This is a genomic window from Streptomyces sp. JK94 (genome assembly GCF_053613315.1).
In genome coordinates, this window is the sequence record NZ_JBSICH010000003.1 from 47231 (window position 1) to 67368 (window position 20138).

A 20138-nucleotide genomic window follows, 5' to 3' on the forward strand; every position below is an offset into this window, starting at 1 on the left:
CGCACCATGAACACCTCAGTATGGCATGGGCATGCCACGCGCAGAGCCGTCGCGCTGGCCGGCTGCACCGCCCTGGTGCTGACCCTGACCGCCGCCACCGCGCAGGCCCGCCCCGACCACCACCCCCGCGACACCGCCCGGCAGACCCTGCCGGCGAAGGACGGCTGGGCCTCCCACGGCACGGGCACCACCGGCGGGGCCGACGCCGCCCCGGAGCACGTGTACACCGTCACCACCTGGGACGAGTTCCGGGCCGCCCTCGCCGCCGACGGCACCGCGCCGAGGATCGTCAAGGTGAAGGGCACGATCGACGCGGTCTCCGCGGGCTGCGACGCCTTCGCCGCGCCCGGCTACGACTTCGACGCCTACCTGGAGAAGTACTCCCCGCAGAACTGGGGCCTGGACACCGACCTGAGCGCCGAGCCCGACGACAGCCCCGAGGGACTGCGCCGGGCCTCCGCCGCCCGGCAGGACCGGGCGATCAAGGCCGACGTCCCCGCCAACACCACGATCATCGGCGTCGGGCGCGACGCCGGCGTCAAGGGCGCCAGCCTCCAGATCAAGGGCGTGGACAACGTCATCGTCCGCAACCTGACCCTCGAGAGCCCCGTGGACTGCTTCCCGCAGTGGGACCCCACCGACGGCGACCAGGGCAACTGGAACTCCGAGTACGACAGCGCCGTCGTGTACGGCTCCACCCACGTCTGGCTGGACCACAACACCTTCACCGACGGCGAGCACCCCGACAGCGCGGCACCCACCCACTTCGGCATGCTGTACCAGCAGCACGACGGCCAGCTCGACATCGTGCGCGGCGCCGACTACGTCACCGCCTCCTGGAACGTCTTCACCGAGCACGACAAGACGATCCTGATCGGCAACAGCGACAGCGAGTCCACCGCCGCCGGCGACCGCGGGCATCTAAGGACGACCTTCCACCACAACCTGTTCAAGGACCTCGTGGAGCGTGCGCCGCGGGTCCGCTTCGGCCAGGTGGACGTCTACAACAACCACTTCGTGGCCGGCGAGGACTACGCCTACAGCTTCGGCGTCGGCAAGGAGTCCCAGCTCGTCGCCGAGCACAACGCCTTCACCCTGCCGGCGGGCGTCAGCCCGGCGAAGGTGCTGAAGAAGTGGAGCGAGGCGCCGGTCACCGCCGCGCACAACCGCGTCAACGGCCGGAGCGTGGACCTGATCGCCGTGCACAACGCCGAGATCCCCGCCGAGACCCTCCGGTCCGGCGCGGGCTGGACGCCCACCCTGCGCACCAAGGTCCTCCCCGCCCGAGTGGTCCCCGCCGTCGTCGGTCACGGAGCGGGCGCCGGCCGCCTGCGCTGACGCCGCACCCCGATCCGGGCCGGGGCGCCCGCACCGCCCCGGTCCTCCGCCCCGCACCCCGAAGGATCACCCGTATGCACCGACCCGACCTGTCCCGCCGAGGATTCCTCCTGACCACCGCCGGCGCGGGCGCCGCCCTCGGCCTCACGGCCGGCCCCGCCACAGCCGGCACCCGGCCGCGCCCGCGTCCCTTCGGCCGGTACGGCTCCCCGGCCGCCCGCCGCACCCCGCGGACCCTGTACGTCGACCCGTACGGCCGCGGCGACTTCACCTCCGTGCAGGCCGCCGTGACCGCGGCCCGGGGCGGCGACTGGACGCTGGTCCTCGCCCCCGGCACCTACCGCGAGACCGTGTCCGTGGACGCCGACCGCACGGGGGCGACCTGGATCGGCGCCTCCGAGGACCCGCGGGACGTCGTCATCGTTCACGACAACGCGGCCGGCACCCCCAAGCCGGACGGCTCCGGCACCTACGGCACCAGCGGCTCCGCCACCACCACCGTGCGGGCCGACGCCTTCACCGCCCGCTGGATCACCTTCGCCAACGACTGGCTGCGCGCCGACCACCCCGGCTGGACCGGCACCCAGGCCGTCGCCGTCAAGGTCATGGGCGACCGGTCCGCCTTCCACCACTGCCGCTTCCTCGGCCACCAGGACACCCTCTACGCCGACACCCGCGACCTCGGCCTCTTCGCCCGCCAGTACTACGCCCACTGCTACGTCGAGGGCGACGTCGACTTCGTCTTCGGCCGGGCGACCGCCGTGTACGAGGACTGCCACTTCCGCACCCTGGTCCGCACCGACCTGGACAGCGCCCCCCACGGCTTCGTGTTCGCGCCGTCCACGGCGGGCGCGAACCCGCGCGGGTACCTGGTGACCGGCGGCCGCGTCAGCAGCGAGGCCCCCGACGGCCACTACAAACTGGCCCGCCCGTGGGTGCCCAGCTCCGACCCCACCGCCCGCCCGATGCTCACCGTGCGCGAGACCCGCCTCGGCGCGGGCATCGACGCGGTCGCGCCCTACGCCGACATGCGGGAGGCCCACCCCTGGCAGGAACAGCGGTTCCGGGAGTACCGCAACACCGGACCCGGCGCCGCGATCACGGTCCCGGAGAACCGGCCCCAGCTCACCCGCGCCGAGGCCGCGTCGCACACCAGGGAGGCGTACCTCGGCGACTGGCGGCCGTATGCCCGCCGGCACTGACCTGCCCGGCTGCCACCCGGCGCTCAAGGCGGAACTGACCTTCCCGCTGGCCTGGGGCACCTCGCCGGTGCGGGACTTCGGGGCGTGGCGGCGGACGGCCCGCGCCAAGGTCGAGGAGCACCTGCTCGTCGACCGGCAGGACGACACGCCGTACGCCCCGGAGTACACCGCACGCTCGGACGGCGACGGGTACACGCGGGAGCTGGTCACCGTCTCCCTCACCCGCTACGCACGGGTCCGCGGCGCTCTGCTCACTCCGCACGGCGCCGGCCCCTTCCCGGCCGTCCTGCTCCTGCACGACCACGGCTCCCGGTTCGACATCGGCAAGGAGAAGCTGGTCCGGCCCTGGTACGACGACAGCCGGCTCGCCGCCGCCCGGGAGTGGGCCGACCGGCACTTCGACGGGCGCTTCCTCGGCGACGAACTGGCCCGGCGCGGCCATGTGGTGTTCTGCGCGGACGCCCTCGGCTGGGGCGACCGCGAACCGCTCACCTACACACGGCAGCAGGCCCTGGCCGGCACCCTCTTCCAGCTCGGCAGCTCCCTCGCCGGACTCCTCGCCCGCGAGGACGCGCGCGCCGCCGGCTTCCTGGCCGGGCTCGCCCGCGTGGACACCCGGCGGGTCACGGCCGCCGGCTTCTCCATGGGCGGCTACCGGGCCTGGCAGACGGCCGCCCTCAGCGACGACCTCGCCGCCGCGGTGAGCGTGTGCTGGATGACCGGCCTCAAGGACATGCTGGTGCCCGGCAACAACACCCTGCGCGGTCAGTCGGCCTTCCACATGCTGCATCCCGGGCTCGCCCGGCACCTCGACCACCCCGACGTGGCGAGCATCGCCGCGCCCCGGCCGATGCTGTTCCTCGGCGGAGCGCGGGACCCGCTGGCCACCGCCGAGGGCGTCCGCGCCGCCCACGCGAGGCTGCGCGCCGTCTGGCGGTCGCGCGGCGCCGGCGACCGGCTGCGCACCGAGGTCTGGCCGGACGTCGGGCACGCCTTTCCCCGGCGGATGCAGGACGAGGCCTTCGCGTGGCTGGAGTCGGCCACCGCCGCGCCGGCCTGACCGGCTCCCGGTCTCCGGCACGCGCCGGTACAGGGAACGCCCCCGCCGGTCGTCACCGGCGGGGGCGTTCGTGGGCCGGCCGAGTGGGGGCTCGGACGGCGCCGCACCGGCCCGGGGGGCGGGCCGGTGGATCAGGGGTGCGCGCGGACGGTCACTCGTAGCTGAGGTCCGAGGCGGTGAAGTCGCACGTCTTGCCGGACGGACCGACCGGGGAGAGCTTCGTGGGCTCCTTGCCGGTGTTGTTGCCCTGGTAGCGGACGCACGTCTCGATCTTCTTGCTGCCGTCGCCGTGGACGCGGATGTTGCGCAGGGCCGCCGTGTCGCCGTAGTTCTGGTTGACGCCGACGATCGACTTGCCGGGCGCGGTGACGTCCACGTCGTTGATGATGATCGTGCGCGGGTACTGCTTCGTGCAGTTGCCGCAGGAGCGCACCAGCTTGCCGAAGTTCTCGACCCGGAACTTCGAGACGACGAGCTTGCCCGCGCCGTTGAACTGGAGCACCTTGTCGTCGGCGTTCTTCGCGCCGCCGCCGTACACCGTGTACACGGACGAGGGCGAGGTGCCCTTGAAGCTGGCGGCGTCCTCGCCGACGTCCAGCCACCACACGTTCTGCAGGGTGCAGGAGCCCTTGCAGTGGACGCCGTCGGCGGCCGGGGTGCCGATGACGACGTTCTTCAGTGTGGCGCCGTCGGCCAGTTCGAAGACCGGGTCCTGGCCCTCGTCCTGGCTGTCGCCTCCCAGGGCGCCGGTGCCGTAGAACTTCTTCATCCCGCCGTCGTAGGTCCCCTGGACCGGGATCGTCGACGAGACGGGCTTGCTGCCGGTGCCCTCGGGCCAGGACGACGCGGCGCCCGCGGAGGACAGCATCGTCGTCGTGACGATCGCCGCTCCGGTGAGGCCGAAGGCAGCGGTTCCGGCGATCACCGCTCGCCGTCTGGTGACCCGGCGACGGTGGCGGACGCGCTGTTCAGCTCGTGCAGTCATGCCCTTTTCCTTGCGTGGGGAGGTCGTTGCGTCCCCTGGTCGCCGCCGGGCAGGAAAAGGGTTGCCGTGACGGGAGAGGTTTTTTCACCGGCCGCCGTCACCGGCTCCCGCCGGCCGCCGTCACCGGCTCCCGCCGGCCGCAGCCGTCCGCTCCCGCCGGCCGTCGCTGTCACGAGCCGCCGTCGCGGGGCGCGAAATCGCCCTCCACCGAAAGCTCCCCCGAGCCGGCGGTGGCCGCCGCGGCGTAGCGGTCGCCGCTCGCGTCCCGGCCGCCGCGCTCGTGGTGGTACTGGCCGGCGAACATCCACTCGCCCGCCGGGACCGTACGGCCCTCCTTCAGCGTCCACCGGTGGACGAGGAAGCCGTCCCGCTCGTCGACCGCGAACGTGAAGTCGTCCTCCGGCAGTGACCGCCAGGCACCGGTGGACGCGACCCCGCCGGTCTGCGCGACCCTCAGCTCGACGGTGAGCGCGGTGAGGGGCACGTCGGTCTTCAGGGTGACGTTGCTCTGCGCCCAGAAGGCGTTGCTGTGCGGGTCCACCGAGCCGTCCGACCACAGCGGGCCGTCCTCGACGGAGGAGGCGGGCGGGCGCGCGGGCGCCGTCGAGGTGGCGGCCGGCGGCGGGGAGGACGCGGGGGCGTCCGGGGTCTGCGAGCCGGGCGTACGGCTCGGCGTCGGGGCGGGCGGCGGGGCGGGCGCGTCGCTCGCGGTGCCGTCCGGGGACGGGGTGGGGGCCGGTGTCGGCGAGGTGGCGACCGAGCGCTGCGGGGGAGCGTCGTCCTTCACCGCCGACGCGACCGCGTAGCCGCCGACCGCGAGGACTCCCGCCACCGCGGCCGTCGCGCCGGCCACCCGCGCCCAGCCCAGCAGCGGCGGACGGGTCGCCCGGTGATGCCCGGGACGGACCTCGCCGGCCATGCCGCGCTCGACCCGGGCCAGGATGTACTCCCGGTCGGGTTCGTGCCTCCCGGCCGCCTGGTGCAGCCGGGCGCGCAGCTCCTCGTCCACGTCCCGCCGCCCGGTCATCGGTTCCTTCCCGCGGCCCCGCCGCCACTGCGCGCGATCGCCGCGTGCACCTGCTTCGGGACCGTCTGTGTGCCGAGCAGCCGCTGCAGTTCGGCCATCCCCTTCGACGTCTGGCTCTTCACCGTACCCACCGAGACGCCCAGGGCGAGCGCCGTGTCCTTCTCGGAGAGGTCGAACGCGTGCCGCAGCACCACGCACGCCCGCTTGCGGAACGGCAGCCGGCGCAGCGCCTCCTGCACGTCCACCACGCCCGCGACGTCCGGGTTCTCGGTCTTCTCCTCACGCTGCGACCAGAACAGGGCGACGCGTCGGCGCTCGCGCACGGCGGTGCGGATGCGCGTGCGGGCGAGGTTGGCGACGACGCCCCGCGCGTACGCCACCGGGTGGTCGGCCGCGCGGACCCGGTCCCAGCGGTGCCACAGGGCCAGCAGGGCGTCCGCCGCGAGGTCGTCGGCGGCGTCCGGCTCGCCCGTCAGCAGATGGGCGAGCCGGGCGAGTTCGGCGTAGTGACGCTCGAAGAAGGCGTGGAACTCCACGGAGGCGGCGTCGTCGACGACTGTGCCCACGGGCGGACTCTCCTCGCAGCGGCTTCCCCGGCGTCGAACAGCCGTGCGCCGGTCCGGAGTCCGGAACTGTAGCAGCGCCCGACGCACCGGTCGTACGGTGCGTCGAACGCCGTGTGACGGGACGAACCCGCCGAGGGGTGCTAGCTCTTGAGCGCCGCCTCCATCATCGCCTTGGCCACCGGGGCCGCCAGGCCGTTGCCGCTGACCTCGGAACGGGCCGCGTCGGACTGCTCGACGACGACGGCCACGGCGACCTCCGCGTCCGAGGAGCCGGACTTGGCGTACGAGGTGAACCAGGCGTACGGCGTCTTGCTGTTCTTCTCGCCGTGCTGGGCCGTGCCCGTCTTGCCGCCCACGGTCGCGCCGGAGATCCGCGCGTTCGTCCCGGTGCCGTCCTCGACGACCGTGCGCATGGCCGACTGGAGCTGCTGCGCGGTGGAGGAACTGACGATCCGCTTCGACTCCGTGCCGCCGTCGTCCTCCAGGACGTCGCCGGTGCCGTCGGTGATCTGCGACACCATGTGCGGCGAGACCAGTTCGCCGCCGTTGGCGAGCGCCGCCGAGACCATCGCCATCTGCAGCGGGGTCGCCGTCACGTCGAACTGGCCGATGCCGGTCAGGGCCGTCGACGACTGGTTCATGTCCTTCGGGTACACGCTCGGGTACGCCCGCACCGGCACGTCCTGCGTCTCGTCGTTGAACCCGAACCTCTCGGCCGTCGCCCGCACCGTGTCCTGGCCGAGGTCGACGGCCATCTTCGCGAAGACGTTGTTGCACGAGTACTGCAGCGCGGTGCGGATCGTGGCGTCGTCGCAGGGGGCGGCCGGGTTCTCGTTCGTCAGGTCCGTCGCGGTGCCGGGCAGCCGGTAGGGATCCGGGCTGTCGGTCCTCTCGTCCACCGACCCGTACAGCCCCTCCTCCAGCGCGGCGGCCGCCACGACCAGCTTGAACGTCGAACCCGGCGGCAGCGGCCGGCGCAGCGCGCGGTTGGTCAGTGGCTTGTCCGGGTCCTCGGTGAGCTGCTCCCAGGCCTCCCCGGCGGTGTTGGCGTCGGTCAGCGACGCCGGGTCGTACGACGGGGTCGACACGACGGACAGGATCCTGCCCGTCCTCGGGTCGATCGCGACGGCGGCACCCTTGGTCTCGCCCAGCGCCTCGAACCCGGCCTTCTGCACCTCCGGGTCGATCGTCGTGACCACGTTGCCCGGATCGGCCCGCTCGTCCGTGACCGTGTCCAGCACGGTCTTCAGCCGCGGGTCGGTGCCGTTGAGCACGTCCTGGTAGATGCCCTCCAGCTGCGTCGGCGCGTACGCCTGCGAGGCGTAACCCGTCACCGCCGCGTAGAGCTCTCCGTTCTCGTACGTCCGCTTGTACGCGAGGTCGCTCCCCTCCGTCGGCGCCGAACCGGTGATCGACCGGCCGGCCACGATGATGTTCCCGAGCGGCTCCGCGTACGTCTCGATCGCGTTGCGCCGGTTGTCCTTGTCGTCCGCGAGTGCCCGGCCCTCGTAGAACTGCACCCAGGTCGCCCTGACCAGCAGAGCGAACACCAGGAGCAGCGTGAGGACCGAGGCGCGCCTGATCGTCTTGTTCATCCCGCCGACAGGACGAACGGGCGGGGGCGAATCGTTCCGTCCGCCCCGTTTTCTCATCGTCCGTTCATGCAGCCGGCCCCGCAGGCGCGGACGCCCGCCCCGTCCTGTCTCCACGCTCCCGCGCCCACCCCGCGGGCCAGTCCTGCGCACCGACGACCCCGCTCCGCCGCGCGGCGGAGGGAGGGTCAGTCCGCGAGGTGCAGCACGACCTCGTCGATCTCCTCGCCGCGCGCCGGGGCGAATCCGCGGGCCCGGGCGCTCGTCTCGAAGCCGCACTTCTCCAGGACGCGCCGCGAGGCGGTGTTGTCGGCCGCCGCACGCGCGTACAGCGGGCGGTCCCGCACCTGCGCGAGCAGGTCCCGCAGCGCCGCCGTGGCCACGCCCCGCCCCCAGTACGCCCGGTCGATCCAGTACGTCACCTCGCGCTCGCCCGGCTGCCCGTACACCGCCACGCTGCCGACGACGTCACCGTCGCCGAGGACGGTCCGCACGACGTCGGACGACGCCCTGATCTTCCGCCAGTGCTCCTCGAAGGCGTCCCGGTCGGCCGGGTCCCCGGGCGTGAAGGCGGCCATGCGCAGGGCCTCCGGATCGTTCATCTGCCGGAAGAAGACGGGCAGATCACTGTCGTGGACCGCGCGCAGGGCGATGTTCATGGATCAGAGCCTACGGGTGGCCAGCGTCAGCCGGTCCCGCGCGTCGAACAGCGCGTCCTTCACCGTCTGCTCGTGCGCGGGCGTCAGCCGCGCCACCGGAACCGAGCAGCTGATCGCGTCCCGCGCGGGGGTGCGGTAGGGGACCGCGACGCCGAAGCAACGCAGCCCCAGGGTGTTCTCCTCGCGGTCCACGGCGAAGCCCTGCTCCCGCACCTGGCGCAGCTCCTCGACGAGCCTGTCCCGGTCGGTGATCGTGTGCTCGGTCAGCGCGGGCAGCGTCTGCGGCAGCATCTTGCAGACCTGCTCGTCGGTGTAGGTGCTCAGCAGGGCCTTGCCGAGGGAGGTCGAGTGCGCGGGCAGCCGGCGGCCGACCCGGGTGAACGGACGCAGATAGTGCTGCGACTGGCGGGTGGCCAGGTAGACGACGTTGGTGCCGTCCAGCCGCGCGAGGTGGATGGTCTCCGTCGTGTCGTCGGAGAGCCGGTCCAGCGTCGGCCGCGCCGCCGCCACCACCTCGTCGCCGTCGATGTAGGAGGTGCCGACCAGCAGCGCTCGTACGCCGATGCCGTACCGCGTGCCCGTCGCGTCGGTCTCCACCCAGCCCAGCTCCACCAGCGTGCGCAGCAGCATGTAGAGACTGGACTTGGGATAGCCGACGGCCTCCTGGACCGACGCGAGGGAGTGCATACCGGGGCGTCCGGCGAAGTACTCGAGCAGTTCAACCGTCCGCACCGCGGACTTGACCTGCGCTCCGCCCCCCGTCTCGCCAGCCGACATCGCCCTTGACCCCTTCGTTCGGCGGGAAATAGTCTCCAACAGCATATTCATCATCAGAGACAGCGTTCAGCATATCGAACAAGTCCGATGCAGAGCACGTGGAGGGACCCTCGGTGGCAGCAGCACCAGTCTGGAGTGTCGACCCCCGTACCGGGAAGCAGCGTGAGCAGGTCGCGGTGGAAGCCACGGCCCAGGAGGTGGACGCCGCCGTCCGGGCCGCGCACGCCGCCCGGGGCGCGCTGGCCGACCGCACCGTCCGCGCGGCCTTCCTGCGCACCGCCGCCGACGAGCTGAAGGCCGCCGAGAGCACGCTCGTCGAGGCGGCCGACGCGGAGACCGCGCTCGGCCCGGTCCGGCTCACCGGCGAACTCGCCCGCACCTGCTACCAGCTGCGGGCCTTCGCCGACATCGTCGACGAGGGCGAGTTCCTCGGTGTCGTCGTCAACCACCCCGACGACACCGCCACCCCGCCGATCCCGGACCTGCGCCGCTACAAGGTGCCCCTCGGCGTCGTCGCCGTCTACTCGGCCTCCAACTTCCCCTTCGCCTTCTCCGTCGCCGGCGGCGACACCGCGAGCGCGCTCGCGGCCGGCTGCCCGGTCGTCGTCAAGGCCCACCCGGACCACCCGGCCCTGTCCGAGCTGGTCGCCGAGGTGCTGCGCCGGGCCGCGGCCCGGCACGAGGTCCCCGAGGGCGTCGTCGGCCTGGTGCACGGCTTCGAGGCGGGCATCGAACTGATCAAGCACCCGCTGATCGCCGGTGCGGGCTTCACGGGATCCGTCCGGGGCGGTCGCGCGCTGTTCGACGCGGCGGCGGCGCGTCCGGTCCCGGTCCCCTTCCACGGCGAGCTGGGTTCGCTGAACCCCGTCGTGGTCACGGAGGCGGCCGCCGCCGAGCGGGCGGAGACGATCGGCGCGGGGCTGGCCGGTTCGATGACCCTGGGCGTGGGCCAGTTCTGCGTGAAGCCCGGCCTGGTCCTGGTGCCGGCGGGCGCCGCCGGTGACGGCCTGGTCAAGTCGCTCACGGACGCGGTCGGCGACACCGGTGCCGGTGTGCTGCTCGACCACCGCATGCGGGACAACTTCGTCGCCGGGGTCGCCGAGCGCGCGGCGCTGCCCGACGTGGAGGCCCCGGTGACCCCGGGCGCGGGCGGCGAGCACACCGTCAGCCCCGGCTTCCTGACCGTGCCGGCCGCGCGGCTGACCGCGCGCGGCGCGCACGACCTGCTGCTGGAGGAGTGCTTCGGGCCGGTCACCGTGGTGGCCCGCTACGAGGACGACGCCGAGGTGCGGGGCGTGCTGTCCCGGCTGCCGGGCAACCTCACGGCGACCGTGCAGCTCTCCGCCGGTGAAGCGGCGGGGGAGGGGCGCGGGGCCGAGCTGCTCGCCGAGGTGACGCCGCTGGCGGGGCGGGTGCTGGTGAACGGATGGCCGACGGGGGTCGCCGTGGCGGCGGCCCAGCACCACGGGGGCCCGTACCCGGCCACGACGTCGACGTCCACCTCGGTGGGCGGGACGGCCATCGAGCGGTGGCTGCGGCCGGTCGCCTACCAGGGGACGCCCGAGGCGCTGCTTCCCCCGGAGCTCCGGGACGACAACCCGCTCGGACTCCCCCGCAGGTTCAACGGGGTCCTCGAGCGGTAGCGCCGCGGGGTGTGCGGCCGTGCACGGCGAGCCGCGCCGCGCACGGCCGGTCGCGCCCACGCGTCCCCGCCGCGCACCGCCGCCCCTCGGCATCCGCACCCGACCGGGAAGAATCAGCCCATGGACATCACGTTTCCCGAACTGCCCTTCGCCCTGCGCCCCCACGGCCCCGACGGGGCCTGGTCCTACGAGGACGGTGTCCTCACCGGGAGGGCCGGGCCGAGGCAGGACCGTTTCGTGCCGCCGACGGGGGAGACGCTGGAGCCCGCCTCCGACGCACCCCGGCTGCTCGGTGCTCCCGACGGCGACTTCCAGCTGATCGCCCGTGTCACCGTCGGGTTCGAGGGCGCCTTCGATGCCGGGGTGCTCTACGTCCAGGTGGGGGAGCGGGCGTGGGCCAAGCTGTGCCTGGAGTACTCCCCGGACGTGCCCACCGTCTGCACGGTGGTCACCCGGGGGCACTCCGACGACTGCAACTCCTTCACCGTGGAGGGGAGTTCCGCCTGGCTGCGGGTCAGCCGGTCCGGCCGGGCCTTCGCCTTCCACGCCTCCCTCGACGGCGAGCGCTGGACCTTCGTCCGCCTGTTCACGCTCGGCGACGAGAAGGAGACGGGCGCGGCCCTGGTCGGCTTCCTCGCCCAGTCGCCGACGGGGGAGGGCTGCACGGTGACGTACGACCGCCTGGAGTTCCGGCCGCACTGGCCGGCCGACCTGCGCGACGGCGGCTGACGCGACCGGAGGGCGTGGCACCCACGTCCTCCGGTGCGTGCCCGCCGCACGGTGACCGGAAGCCCGGCGACCCGCACCGTCCTGCCCGCCGACGCGGAGACCGTGGCCGCCCTGCACGCCCGGGCCCGTGCGACGTACTCCCCGGACGGGCTCCCCGACGACGGCGTCGACCGGGTCGCCGTCCGGCGCGCCGCCGCCGAGCGGACCGACGGGCACGTGCTGTGCGCCGTGGAACGGGGGAGCCTCGTCGGGATCGCCTCCTTCCGGGCCCCGCAGGAAGGGCCCGGCGGACCCGGCCGGTCTGCTCCGGGCCCACGCTGCCCCCGGCCACTGGTGCTTCGGCACCGGCACCGCACGCTGAGCCTTCGTAGTCGTCCTCGGCGCGCCGGAGTCTCACCAGCGGACAGGTTCCGCATTCCCGTCGGCACAGGCGGGGCAGGACCCGCCGTTGATGCGCTCCCTGCGACCTGACGGATCAGACGGCCGACGACGACGGCGCGAAGGTGCGGGGTCCGGACGGGTGTGTGGTTCCCGGACGGTGAAGTGGCAGGTCGGGGCGTTCACATAAGCTCTCCTTGGGACACCACGTAGAAATGCGCAATGGACGAGGAGAGCCCGGGGCCGCACAGTGGTCCCATGGAGAGCTTCGAGAACCTCGTCCGTACCGAGTTCCACCCGAAGACCACCTATCTGAACACGGCCGCCACCGGGCTGCTCCCGGCCCGGACCCTCGCCGCGATGCGTGACGCCGCGGAGTCCGCGGCGGCCGGGCAGCCGTCCGACATGTTCGCCGACGTCGAGGCGTGCCGGTCCGCCTACGCCCGGCTCATGGGCGTGCCCGCGACCCGGGTCGCGGCCGGCGCGTCGGTCGCCACGTTCAGCGGGCTCGTCGCCGCCTCGCTGCCCGAGGGCGCCGAAGTGCTCACCGCCGAGGCCGACTTCAGCTCCCTGGTGAACCCGCTGCACACGCGGGGCGATCTGAAGGTGCGCAGTGTGCCGCTGGAGCGGATGGCCGATGCGGTGGGACCGGGCACCTCGCTCGTCGCGGTCAGCGCCGTCCAGTCCGCCGACGGCCGGATCGCCGACCTAGCGGCGCTGCGGGACGCGGCCCGGGCACACGGGGCGCGGACGCTGATCGACGCGTCCCAGTCGAACGGGTGGCTGCCGCTGGCCGCCGGTGACTTCGACTACGTGGCCGCCGTCGCCTACAAGTGGGTGCTCTGCCCGCGCGGCGTCGCCTTCCTCGTCGTTCCACAGGACCTGGGACAGGCCGACGGACTGAGGCCGCTGTTCGCGGGGTGGGCGTCGGGGGAGCGGCCGTTCGACAGCTGCTACGGCCCCGTCGAGGAACTCGCGCACTCCGCGCGGCGCTTCGACGAGAGTCCCGCGCTCTTCTCCTACACGGGCGCCCGGCACTCCCTGGCCCTGATCGAGGAACTCGGTGTGGACGCCGTGCACGCCCACGACACCGCCCTCGCCGACCGCTTCCGCGAGGGGCTGCGCTCCCTGGGGCACGAGCCGGTGCCCGCGCCGGGCTCCGCGATCGTGTCCGTGCCCGGACTCGGCCACCGCCAGGCGGAGTTGGGCCGGGCCGGGGTGCAGGTCTCCGACCGGGCGGGCAACCTGCGGGCCGCCTTCCACCTGTACAACACGGCGGCGGACGTGGACCGGGCGCTGGACGTGCTGACGGGCTGAGCCGGCGGGGCCGAGGTGCCGGGTGCGAAGTGGCGGACCCGCGGCGGCGGGTCCGTGGCGGCAGGTCCGTGGCGGCAGGTCCGTGGCCGCGGACCCGCGGCGACGGGTGCGAGATGGCGGACCCGCGGCAGCAGGTGCGCGGCGGCGGGCCCGGGAGAACACCGGGCAGGGGCCTCCCGTCCCACACGAGGAGGCCCCTGCCCGAGCTTCAGCCGCGGGTCACTTCACCGGTGTGAAGTCCCGCGCGCCGATGAACTCCGGCCGCCGGATGGGCGCCGCGAACGGCTCGACCGCCGTGTTCTCCACGCTGTTGAACACGATGAACACGTTGCTGCGCGGGAACGGCGTGATGTTGTCACCCGAACCGTGCATGCAGTTGCAGTCGAACCAGGTCGCCGAGCCGGCCTTGCCGGTGAACAGCTTGATGCCGTACTCCGACGCCATCTTCGTCAGCGCCTCGTCGGACGGCGTCCCCGCGTCCTGCATCTGCAGGGACTTCTTGTAGTTGTCCTTCGGCGTGGCCCCCGCGCACCCGAGGAACGTCTTGTGCGACCCCGGCATGATCATGAGACCGCCGTTGGTGTCGTAGTTCTCGGTGAGCGCGATCGAGACGGAGATCGTCCGCATGTTCGGCAGGCCGTCCTCGGCGTGCCAGGTCTCGAAGTCCGAGTGCCAGTAGAAACCGCTGGCCCCGAAGCCCGGCTTGACGTTGATCCGGGACTGGTGGACGTAGACGTCCGAGCCGAGGATCTGCCGGGCCCGCCCGACCACCCGCTCGTCGCGCACCAGCTTGGCGAAGACCTCGCTGATCTTGTGCACCTCGAAGACCGACCGGATCTCCTTGGACTGCGGCTCCACGATCGAGCGCTCGTCCGCGCGGATGGCCGGGTCGTTGGTGAGCCGCTCCAGCTCACGGCGGTAGACCTCGACCTCGTCCGGCCCGATGAGCTGGTCGATGGCGAGGAAGCCGTCGCGGTCCAGGGCCTGCAGATCACCCGCCGGGACGGGACCGGGCGTGTCCGGGGAGCCCCAGACGACCGGGTCCTGCCGAGGGGTCGCCACTTCGGTGGCGCCGCGGGTGGGATAGAGATCGGTGACGTTCGTGGTCGTGATGGTCACAGTGACTCACACCTCCTCGGTGAGCAGCGGGTAGACGCCGTTCTCGTCGTGATCCTCCCGTCCGGTGACGGGCGGGTTGAAGACACAGATGCAGTGGAAGTCCTCCTTGACCTTGAGCGTGTGCCGCTCGTGGCCGTCCAGGAGGTACATGGTCCCCGGCGTGATGTGGTACGTCTTCCCCGTCTCACGGTCGGTCAACTCGGCGTCGCCCTTGGTGCAGACGACGGCCTCGATGTGGTTGGCGTACCACATCGACGTCTCCGTACCCGCGTACAGAATCGTCTCGTGGACGGAGAAGCCCACCTTCTCCTTGGCGAGGACGATGCGCTTGCTCTCCCAGGTGCCGGACGCCGATTTCACGTGCCGGTCGGTGCCTTCGATCTCCTTGAACGAACGGACGATCACGGTGGTGCGATGCCTCCTAGGTGAAGGGTGTGCAGGGGTCCCCGGCGCCTTCGGCCGCGCGGGCCGAAGGCGCCGGAAGCAGGGGTGCCGTCAGGCGGTCTCGCGCACGGCCCGTGCGAGGGTCTTCATGCCCTCGTCCAGCTCGTCGGGCGTGATGGTGAGCGCCGGCAGCAGCTTGACGACCTCGCTCTCGGGGCCGGACGTCTCGATGAGCAGCCCGAGCTCGAAGGCGCGCTTGGCGATCCGGCCCGCGCGCTCCTTGTCGTGGAACTCCAGGCCCCACACCAGGCCGCGACCGCGGTACTCCTTGACGTCGGCGAGGTTCTCCTCGGTGATGGCGATCATGTGCTGCTCGACCTGCTCACCGCGGGCGCGGGTCTGCTTCTCCATCGCCGACCCGTCGGCCCAGTACGCCTCCAGCGTGGCGGTCGCCGTGACGAAGGCGGGGTTGTTGCCGCGGAAGGTGCCGTTGTGCTCGCCCGGCTCCCAGACGTCCAGCTCGGGCTTGAACAGGCACAGCGACATGGGCAGGCCGTAGCCGCTGATGGACTTGGAGACGGTGACGATGTCCGGCGTGATGCCCGCCTCCTCGAAGGAGAAGAAGGCGCCGGTGCGGCCACAGCCCATCTGGATGTCGTCGACGATGAGCAGCATGTCCTGGCGCTCGCACAGCTCGGCCAGGGCGCGCAGCCACTCGGGCCGGGCGACGTTGATGCCGCCCTCGCCCTGCACGGTCTCCACGATCACGGCGGCGGGCTTGTTGAGGCCGGAGCCCTGGTCCTCCAGGAGCCGCTCGAACCACAGGAAGTCCTCGACGGTGCCGTCGAAGTAGTTGTCGAACGGCATCGGGGTGCCGTGCACCAGCGGGATGCCGGCGCCGGCCCGCTTGAAGGCGTTGCCGGTCACGGCGAGCGAGCCCAGCGACATGCCGTGGAAGGCGTTGGTGAACGACACGATCGACTCGCGCCCCTTCACCTTGCGCGCCAGCTTCAGCGCGGACTCGACGGCGTTGGTGCCCGTCGGGCCCGGGAACATGACCTTGTACGGCAGGTCACGCGGGCGCAGCACCAGGTTCTGGAAGGTCTCCAGGAAGCGGCGCTTGGCGGTGGTCGACATGTCGAGACCGTGCGTGACGCCGTCCCGCTCCAGGTAGTCGATCAGCGCGCGTTTCAGGACCGCGTTGTTGTGCCCGTAGTTGAGCGAGCCCGCTCCGGCGAAGAAGTCGAGGTACTCGTGGCCGTCCTCGTCGTACATGCGGCTGCCGAGCGCACGGTCGAAGACGGTGGGCCAGCCGCGGCAGTAGCTGCGCACCTCGGACTCGACGGTTTCGAAGACGCTGAGGTCGGGCTGGGTGATGGTCACGACGAATCGCTCCTCGTTGGGTGAGGGTGGGAGAGGAAGGTCGTACGGATCCGGGGGACCGGTGCGGTCCCGGCCGGGAAGTCTGAGGGCCGGACGGTCGGGGGTGGCCGGACCGGTCGGGCGATGCGTGCGTCAGCCGCCGGCTGCGGACAGGGGGCCGATGCGGTAGAGAACCTCGGGTTCGTGCGGCCCGTCGGGGAACAGATCGGTGTCGAACAGCACCTCGCGTTCGAGCCGGGCGCCGTGACGCTCGGCGAACGAGGTGAACAGCCGCTGGGAAGCGGTGTTGTCGGGCGAGATCGTGGTCTCCAGGGTGGTGAGCCCGCGCTCCGCGACCGTCCGGGCGGCCAGCCCGTCGAGCAGGGAGGCGGCCAACTTCCGTCCACGGTACGCCTCGTCCACCGCCACCTGCCACACGAGCAGGGTGTCCGGCCGGTCCGGCCGTATGTAGCCGGTGACGAAGCCGACCGGCACGCCGTGCCCGTCCCGGGCGACGGCCGACGTGGCGGCGAAGTCCCGGCACCAGAGCAGATAGCTGTAGGACGAGTTCAGGTCGAGGACCTTCGAATCCCTCGCTATCCGCCACAGCGCGGCCCCGTCGGCCACTCTCGGACGGTCGATTTGCAGGTCTGCTTGCGCGGCAGTCATGCAAATTGAATTTACCCAGCGAAAATCGAAATTGCATCGCCGAACGGGGTTACGCATGGGCGCGTCATGTGTTATCACGCGGGCGCGTGCCACCGCGCGAGAGGGCGGCACTTTGTCATAATTTGACCCGCGCATACGTCGCAAAAGGGTCAGCCTGTGTAACGGGTCACAATCATGTAACCCGCGCGGGACCTGCCCGAAATGTGAAGCTTGAACTTCTCGAAACCGATGTGTTTAGGTCCCGGGAAAGCGGGCAGAAGAATACGGGAAGCTGTGCTGAGTGTAATTACTTAATTCTGTTTGTATGAGCTTTGGGAATTACCCTGAATTCATGCTTCCGAAAGGTTCGGTCCGGACGCCAGGTCCCAGGCGCCCTCGGCGGCCCGCCGAGCCGCCTCCAGGTCCGTCTTCCGTCCCTTCCCGGCCAGTGCGGCACCCAGTGCCGCCAGACAGCCCTGCACGGCCCCGCGCGTCGCGTCCGGACCGTAGTGGTTGACCCGGATCATCTCCGCGGCCAGCGCGCCCCCGCCCGCGGCCAGCGGCAGCGCGGGGTCGGACTCCAGGGCCCGGGCCACCAGCTCGGACGCGTCGGTGTCCGACGGTGCCCGCAGCGTCGTCGCGACCGGCGCCGCGTCCTTCGCCTCGTGCACGTACGGCTCCAGGCCGCCACCGAGCGCGAGCGCACCCGCGCGGGTGGCCGCCGCGGCCGCCGCGTGCCGCGCCATCACCACCTGCCGGCCCTCCGCCTCGATGCGCTCCACGCACGCCTCGAGCGCGAGCATCTCCAGCTGCGCCGGCGCGTGCGGCAGCGCCTTGCGCCCGCCGTCGGTCCAGCGCTCCTTCCAGTCGAGCAGCGACAGGTACGAGCGCCGCGGGGCCTGCGGGTTCGCGGCCATCCGCGCCCACGCCCGCTCGCTCACCGACACCGCCGACACCCCGGCCGGACCGCCCATCGCCTTCTGCGCGCCGATCACGCACAGATCCACGCCCCAGGCGTCCGGCAGTACCGGCTCGGCGCCCACGGAGGCCACGGCGTCCAGGTAGAACAGCGCGTCGTGCGCCCGTACCACCTCGCCGACCTCCGCGACCGGGTTGGTGTTCCCGGTCGCCGCCTCCGCGTGCACCAGGGACACGAAGTCGATCTCCGGGTGCTCGGCGAAGGCCTGGCGGACCTGCTCCGCGGAGACGGCCGTGTGGAACGGCACGGCGAGGTCGTGCACGGTCGCGCCGCAGTCCCGCAGCCAGTTCCCGAACGTCTGCCCGTACGGCCCGGTGACGACGTTCAGCGCGACGGTGCCCGGCCCGGCGGCGGCGCGGATCGCGCCCTCCAGCGGCAGCAGCGCCTCACCCTGCATGATCACGACGTCCTGCCCGGTCCCGAGCAGGCGCGCGACCCGGTCCTCGATCGCGGCGAAACGGCCGGCGCTCAGCGGGGCGAGGTCCAGGAAGGGGTGGGTCACGGCGGTGCTCTCTTCGCTTACGGGCAGGTGTACGGCGCGTACGGAGTCGAGAGTAACCATGCCCCCCGGCGGCACTCGCGCCGGAGGTCGTCCGTTGCGACACCCTCACGCCCGGAATTGTGGCTTCCGCCACAGCGGGGCGAGTGCCGGGCTGATGGACTCGGCGGTGTGCCGGTTCTCCTGCTGCTCGTTCTCGTCGCCGTGGTGACGGCCGTCGTCCTCGGCCGGGGGTCCGGCACGTACGGACGCCGCCCCTGCCCGCCGGCAGGCCCTTCCCCGGTCGTCGCCGGCGCGCCGCCCGGGGCGGGCGGGCCCTTCCGCGCCGCGGGCGTGGTCGCGGGCGTGGCCGCCGTCCTGCTGTACGCCTGGGGCGCACTGTGCGTGGGATTCGCGGTCGTGGAGGCGGAGGACGGCGGTGCGGGCTCCGCGCCGCTGCGGCCCTGCCGCGCCGGCGTGTCCCCGGAGCTCGCCGGGCGGGTGACCGGCTACGACGTCTCCCTCCTGCCCCTCCGCTTCCGCTGCGAGACCGCGGACGGCGACGGCTACGACTCCGCCCACGTCCCCGGCTACGTCAATCCCGGCGTCGCCGCGCTCGCCCTGACCGCCCTCGCGAGCGCCGTCGCGGCCGGATACGCGACCGAGCGACGCACCCGCGCGACCGCCCGGGCCGACGGCCGGTGACCGCCCTTCGAGCACCCCGCCGCACCGGTCTAGGGTGCGGGACATGAGCGATCACACGGTGCTGCACGTGAAGGGTCGGGTGCTCGTCGGACCGGAGGAGGTGCGCGACGGGCTGTGGGTGGTCGACGGCAGGATCACCTACGACCGCCCCTCCGGCGCCGCCGACGTCCGCACCGTCGAGGGATGGGCGCTGCCCGGCCTGGTCGACGCGCACTGCCACGTCGGCCTCGACCGGCACGGCGCCGTACCCGAGGACGTCGCCGAGCGGCAGGCGCTGACCGACCGGGAGGCGGGCACCCTCCTCATCCGCGACGCGGGCTCGCCCTCCGACACCCGCTGGATCGACGACCGCGACGATCTCCCGAAGATCATCCGGGCGGGCCGGCACATCGCCCGCACCCGGCGCTACATCCGCAACTACGCCTGGGAGGTCGAGCCCGGCGACCTCACCGCGTACGTCGCCCAGGAGGCCCGGCGCGGCGACGGCTGGGTGAAGCTGGTCGGTGACTGGATCGACCGCGACCTCGGCGACCTGTCCGCCTGCTGGCCGCGCGGCGCCGTCGAGGCGGCGATCGCCGAGGCCCACCGCCTGGGCGCCCGCGTCACCGCGCACTGCTTCGCCGAGGACTCGCTGCGCGACCTGGTCGAGGCCGGCATCGACTGCGTCGAGCACGCCACCGGGCTGACGGACGACACGATCCCCCTCTTCGCCGAGCGGGGCGTCGCCATCGTGCCGACCCTCGTCAACATCGCCACGTTCCCCGCGCTCGCGGACGGCGGCGAGAGCAGGTTCCCCCGCTGGTCCGCCCACATGCGCCGGCTCCACGAGCGCCGCTACGACACCGTCCGCAGTGCCCACGACGCGGGTGTCCCGGTCTTCGTCGGCACCGACGCGGGAGGGTCCCTGGCCCACGGCCTGGCCGCGGCGGAGGTCGCCGAGCTGGTCACCGCCGGCATCCCGCCCCTCGAGGCCCTCGCCGCGACGACCTGGGCCGCCCGGCGCTGGCTGGGGCGCCCCGGCCTGGACGAGGGAGCGCCGGCGGACCTGGTGGTGTACGACGAGGACCCGCGCGCGGACGTACGCGTGCTCGCCGCTCCGCGCCGGGTGGTGCTGAACGGACGGGTGGTCGGTTAGCCGTCCGGGGTGACGCCGGGGAACACCCGTGCCGGGGGATTCGAAAGAACGGGCG

At 72.7% G+C, this 20138-nt stretch carries 19 protein-coding genes; 8 read left to right on the plus strand and 11 right to left on the minus strand.

The window, feature by feature from the left end; translation table 11 throughout:
* The first annotated feature begins 6 nt into the window (after positions 1 to 6).
* The 3 genes from ACVV2G_RS03320 to ACVV2G_RS03330 all read left to right on the plus strand — a co-directional run bounded on the left by ACVV2G_RS03320 (position 7) and on the right by ACVV2G_RS03330 (position 3600).
* Positions 7 to 1338: a pectate lyase family protein gene (locus tag ACVV2G_RS03320; RefSeq protein ID WP_453841040.1), complete on the plus strand. Its 1332-nt coding sequence runs from the start codon at positions 7 to 9 to the stop codon at positions 1336 to 1338.
* 74 nt (positions 1339 to 1412) lie between these two features.
* A complete protein-coding gene (locus ACVV2G_RS03325) occupies positions 1413 to 2540 on the plus strand; it encodes a pectinesterase family protein (protein WP_453841041.1) in 1128 nt (375 codons plus the stop codon).
* Positions 2524 to 3600 (plus strand): dienelactone hydrolase family protein, encoded by a 1077-nt coding sequence (locus ACVV2G_RS03330; protein WP_453841042.1) that lies wholly within the window; start codon positions 2524 to 2526, stop codon positions 3598 to 3600. The genes ACVV2G_RS03325 and ACVV2G_RS03330 overlap by 17 nt, the downstream gene beginning before the upstream one ends.
* Before the next feature lie 151 nt (positions 3601 to 3751).
* Here ACVV2G_RS03330 and ACVV2G_RS03335 read toward each other — a convergent pair whose 3' ends face one another.
* From ACVV2G_RS03335 to ACVV2G_RS03360, 6 genes are all read right to left on the minus strand, one after another.
* The gene (locus tag ACVV2G_RS03335; protein WP_453841043.1) at positions 3752 to 4585 is read right to left on the minus strand and encodes a pectate lyase; all 834 of its coding nucleotides are present in this window, start codon (positions 4583 to 4585) and stop codon (positions 3752 to 3754) included.
* Between the two features lie 169 nt (positions 4586 to 4754).
* Positions 4755 to 5612, minus strand: coding sequence for a hypothetical protein (locus ACVV2G_RS03340; RefSeq protein ID WP_453841044.1), 858 nt, complete (start codon positions 5610 to 5612; stop codon positions 4755 to 4757).
* The gene (locus ACVV2G_RS03345; protein WP_453841045.1) at positions 5609 to 6178 is read right to left on the minus strand and encodes a SigE family RNA polymerase sigma factor; all 570 of its coding nucleotides are present in this window, start codon (positions 6176 to 6178) and stop codon (positions 5609 to 5611) included. The genes ACVV2G_RS03340 and ACVV2G_RS03345 overlap by 4 nt, the downstream gene beginning before the upstream one ends.
* A 140-nt stretch (positions 6179 to 6318) precedes the next feature.
* On the minus strand, positions 6319 to 7773 hold the full coding sequence (locus ACVV2G_RS03350) for a peptidoglycan D,D-transpeptidase FtsI family protein (RefSeq protein WP_453841046.1): 1455 nt from the start codon (positions 7771 to 7773) through the stop codon (positions 6319 to 6321).
* A gap of 185 nt (positions 7774 to 7958) precedes the next feature.
* Positions 7959 to 8429, minus strand: a complete 471-nt coding sequence (locus ACVV2G_RS03355) for a GNAT family N-acetyltransferase (protein WP_453841047.1) — start codon at positions 8427 to 8429, stop codon at positions 7959 to 7961.
* 3 nt (positions 8430 to 8432) lie between these two features.
* Complete coding sequence (locus ACVV2G_RS03360; RefSeq protein WP_453841048.1) at positions 8433 to 9206, minus strand: IclR family transcriptional regulator; 774 nt, start codon at positions 9204 to 9206, stop codon at positions 8433 to 8435.
* Positions 9207 to 9319: 113 nt separating this feature from the next.
* Between ACVV2G_RS03360 and ACVV2G_RS03365 the strand changes: the two genes are divergently transcribed.
* The 3 genes from ACVV2G_RS03365 (at position 9320) to ACVV2G_RS03375 (ending at position 13273) form a co-directional block, all read left to right on the plus strand.
* The gene (locus ACVV2G_RS03365; RefSeq protein ID WP_453841049.1) at positions 9320 to 10849 is read left to right on the plus strand and encodes an aldehyde dehydrogenase (NADP(+)); all 1530 of its coding nucleotides are present in this window, start codon (positions 9320 to 9322) and stop codon (positions 10847 to 10849) included.
* A 120-nt stretch (positions 10850 to 10969) separates the two neighbouring features.
* Entirely contained in the window at positions 10970 to 11578 is a 609-nt protein-coding gene (locus tag ACVV2G_RS03370; RefSeq protein WP_453841050.1) for a DUF1349 domain-containing protein, read from the plus strand.
* A 600-nt stretch (positions 11579 to 12178) separates the two neighbouring features.
* Positions 12179 to 13273 carry an aminotransferase class V-fold PLP-dependent enzyme gene (locus tag ACVV2G_RS03375; RefSeq protein ID WP_453841051.1) on the plus strand — a complete coding sequence of 365 codons (1095 nt, stop codon included), beginning with the start codon at positions 12179 to 12181 and terminating at the stop codon, positions 13271 to 13273.
* A gap of 219 nt (positions 13274 to 13492) precedes the next feature.
* Here the strand turns inward: ACVV2G_RS03375 and thpD are convergent, their stop codons facing one another.
* The 5 genes from thpD to ACVV2G_RS03400 form a co-directional block, all read right to left on the minus strand.
* A complete protein-coding gene (gene thpD, locus ACVV2G_RS03380; protein WP_453841052.1) occupies positions 13493 to 14392 on the minus strand; it encodes an ectoine hydroxylase in 900 nt (299 codons plus the stop codon).
* Between the two features lie 6 nt (positions 14393 to 14398).
* Positions 14399 to 14797, minus strand: coding sequence for an ectoine synthase (locus tag ACVV2G_RS03385; RefSeq protein ID WP_217144727.1), 399 nt, complete (start codon positions 14795 to 14797; stop codon positions 14399 to 14401).
* A 90-nt stretch (positions 14798 to 14887) separates the two neighbouring features.
* Positions 14888 to 16159 carry a diaminobutyrate--2-oxoglutarate transaminase gene (ectB, locus tag ACVV2G_RS03390; protein ID WP_453841053.1) on the minus strand — a complete coding sequence of 424 codons (1272 nt, stop codon included), beginning with the start codon at positions 16157 to 16159 and terminating at the stop codon, positions 14888 to 14890.
* Between the two features lie 132 nt (positions 16160 to 16291).
* Positions 16292 to 16807 (minus strand): diaminobutyrate acetyltransferase, encoded by a 516-nt coding sequence (gene ectA, locus ACVV2G_RS03395; RefSeq protein ID WP_453841054.1) that lies wholly within the window; start codon positions 16805 to 16807, stop codon positions 16292 to 16294.
* Positions 16808 to 17136: 329 nt separating this feature from the next.
* Positions 17137 to 18267 carry a pyridoxal-phosphate-dependent aminotransferase family protein gene (locus ACVV2G_RS03400; RefSeq protein WP_453841055.1) on the minus strand — a complete coding sequence of 377 codons (1131 nt, stop codon included), beginning with the start codon at positions 18265 to 18267 and terminating at the stop codon, positions 17137 to 17139.
* Positions 18268 to 18435: 168 nt separating this feature from the next.
* On the opposite strand from ACVV2G_RS03400, the gene ACVV2G_RS03405 reads away from it, so the two are divergent.
* On the plus strand, positions 18436 to 18948 hold the full coding sequence (locus ACVV2G_RS03405; RefSeq protein ID WP_453841056.1) for a hypothetical protein: 513 nt from the start codon (positions 18436 to 18438) through the stop codon (positions 18946 to 18948).
* A gap of 43 nt (positions 18949 to 18991) precedes the next feature.
* Positions 18992 to 20083: an amidohydrolase family protein gene (locus ACVV2G_RS03410; RefSeq protein ID WP_453841057.1), complete on the plus strand. Its 1092-nt coding sequence runs from the start codon at positions 18992 to 18994 to the stop codon at positions 20081 to 20083.
* The last annotated feature ends 55 nt before the right edge of the window (positions 20084 to 20138 follow it).

Bases quoted from the DNA above. Each gene is read 5' to 3' on its own strand.
- ACVV2G_RS03340 (WP_453841044.1), bottom strand. From the start codon at position 5,612: ATGACCGGGCGGCGGGACGTGGACGAGGAGCTGCGCGCCCGGCTGCAC.
- ACVV2G_RS03370 (WP_453841050.1), top strand. From the start codon at position 10,970: ATGGACATCACGTTTCCCGAACTGCCCTTCGCCCTGCGCCCCCACGGC.
- ACVV2G_RS03355 (WP_453841047.1), bottom strand. From the start codon at position 8,429: ATGAACATCGCCCTGCGCGCGGTCCACGACAGTGATCTGCCCGTCTTC.
- ACVV2G_RS03410 (WP_453841057.1), top strand. From the start codon at position 18,992: ATGAGCGATCACACGGTGCTGCACGTGAAGGGTCGGGTGCTCGTCGGA.
- ACVV2G_RS03350 (WP_453841046.1), bottom strand. From the start codon at position 7,773: ATGAACAAGACGATCAGGCGCGCCTCGGTCCTCACGCTGCTCCTGGTG.
- ACVV2G_RS03375 (WP_453841051.1), top strand. From the start codon at position 12,179: ATGGACGAGGAGAGCCCGGGGCCGCACAGTGGTCCCATGGAGAGCTTC.
- ACVV2G_RS03320 (WP_453841040.1), top strand. From the start codon at position 7: ATGAACACCTCAGTATGGCATGGGCATGCCACGCGCAGAGCCGTCGCG.
- ACVV2G_RS03325 (WP_453841041.1), top strand. From the start codon at position 1,413: ATGCACCGACCCGACCTGTCCCGCCGAGGATTCCTCCTGACCACCGCC.
- ACVV2G_RS03335 (WP_453841043.1), bottom strand. From the start codon at position 4,585: ATGACTGCACGAGCTGAACAGCGCGTCCGCCACCGTCGCCGGGTCACC.
- ectA (WP_453841054.1), bottom strand. From the start codon at position 16,807: ATGACTGCCGCGCAAGCAGACCTGCAAATCGACCGTCCGAGAGTGGCC.
- ACVV2G_RS03330 (WP_453841042.1), top strand. From the start codon at position 2,524: ATGCCCGCCGGCACTGACCTGCCCGGCTGCCACCCGGCGCTCAAGGCG.
- ACVV2G_RS03360 (WP_453841048.1), bottom strand. From the start codon at position 9,206: ATGTCGGCTGGCGAGACGGGGGGCGGAGCGCAGGTCAAGTCCGCGGTG.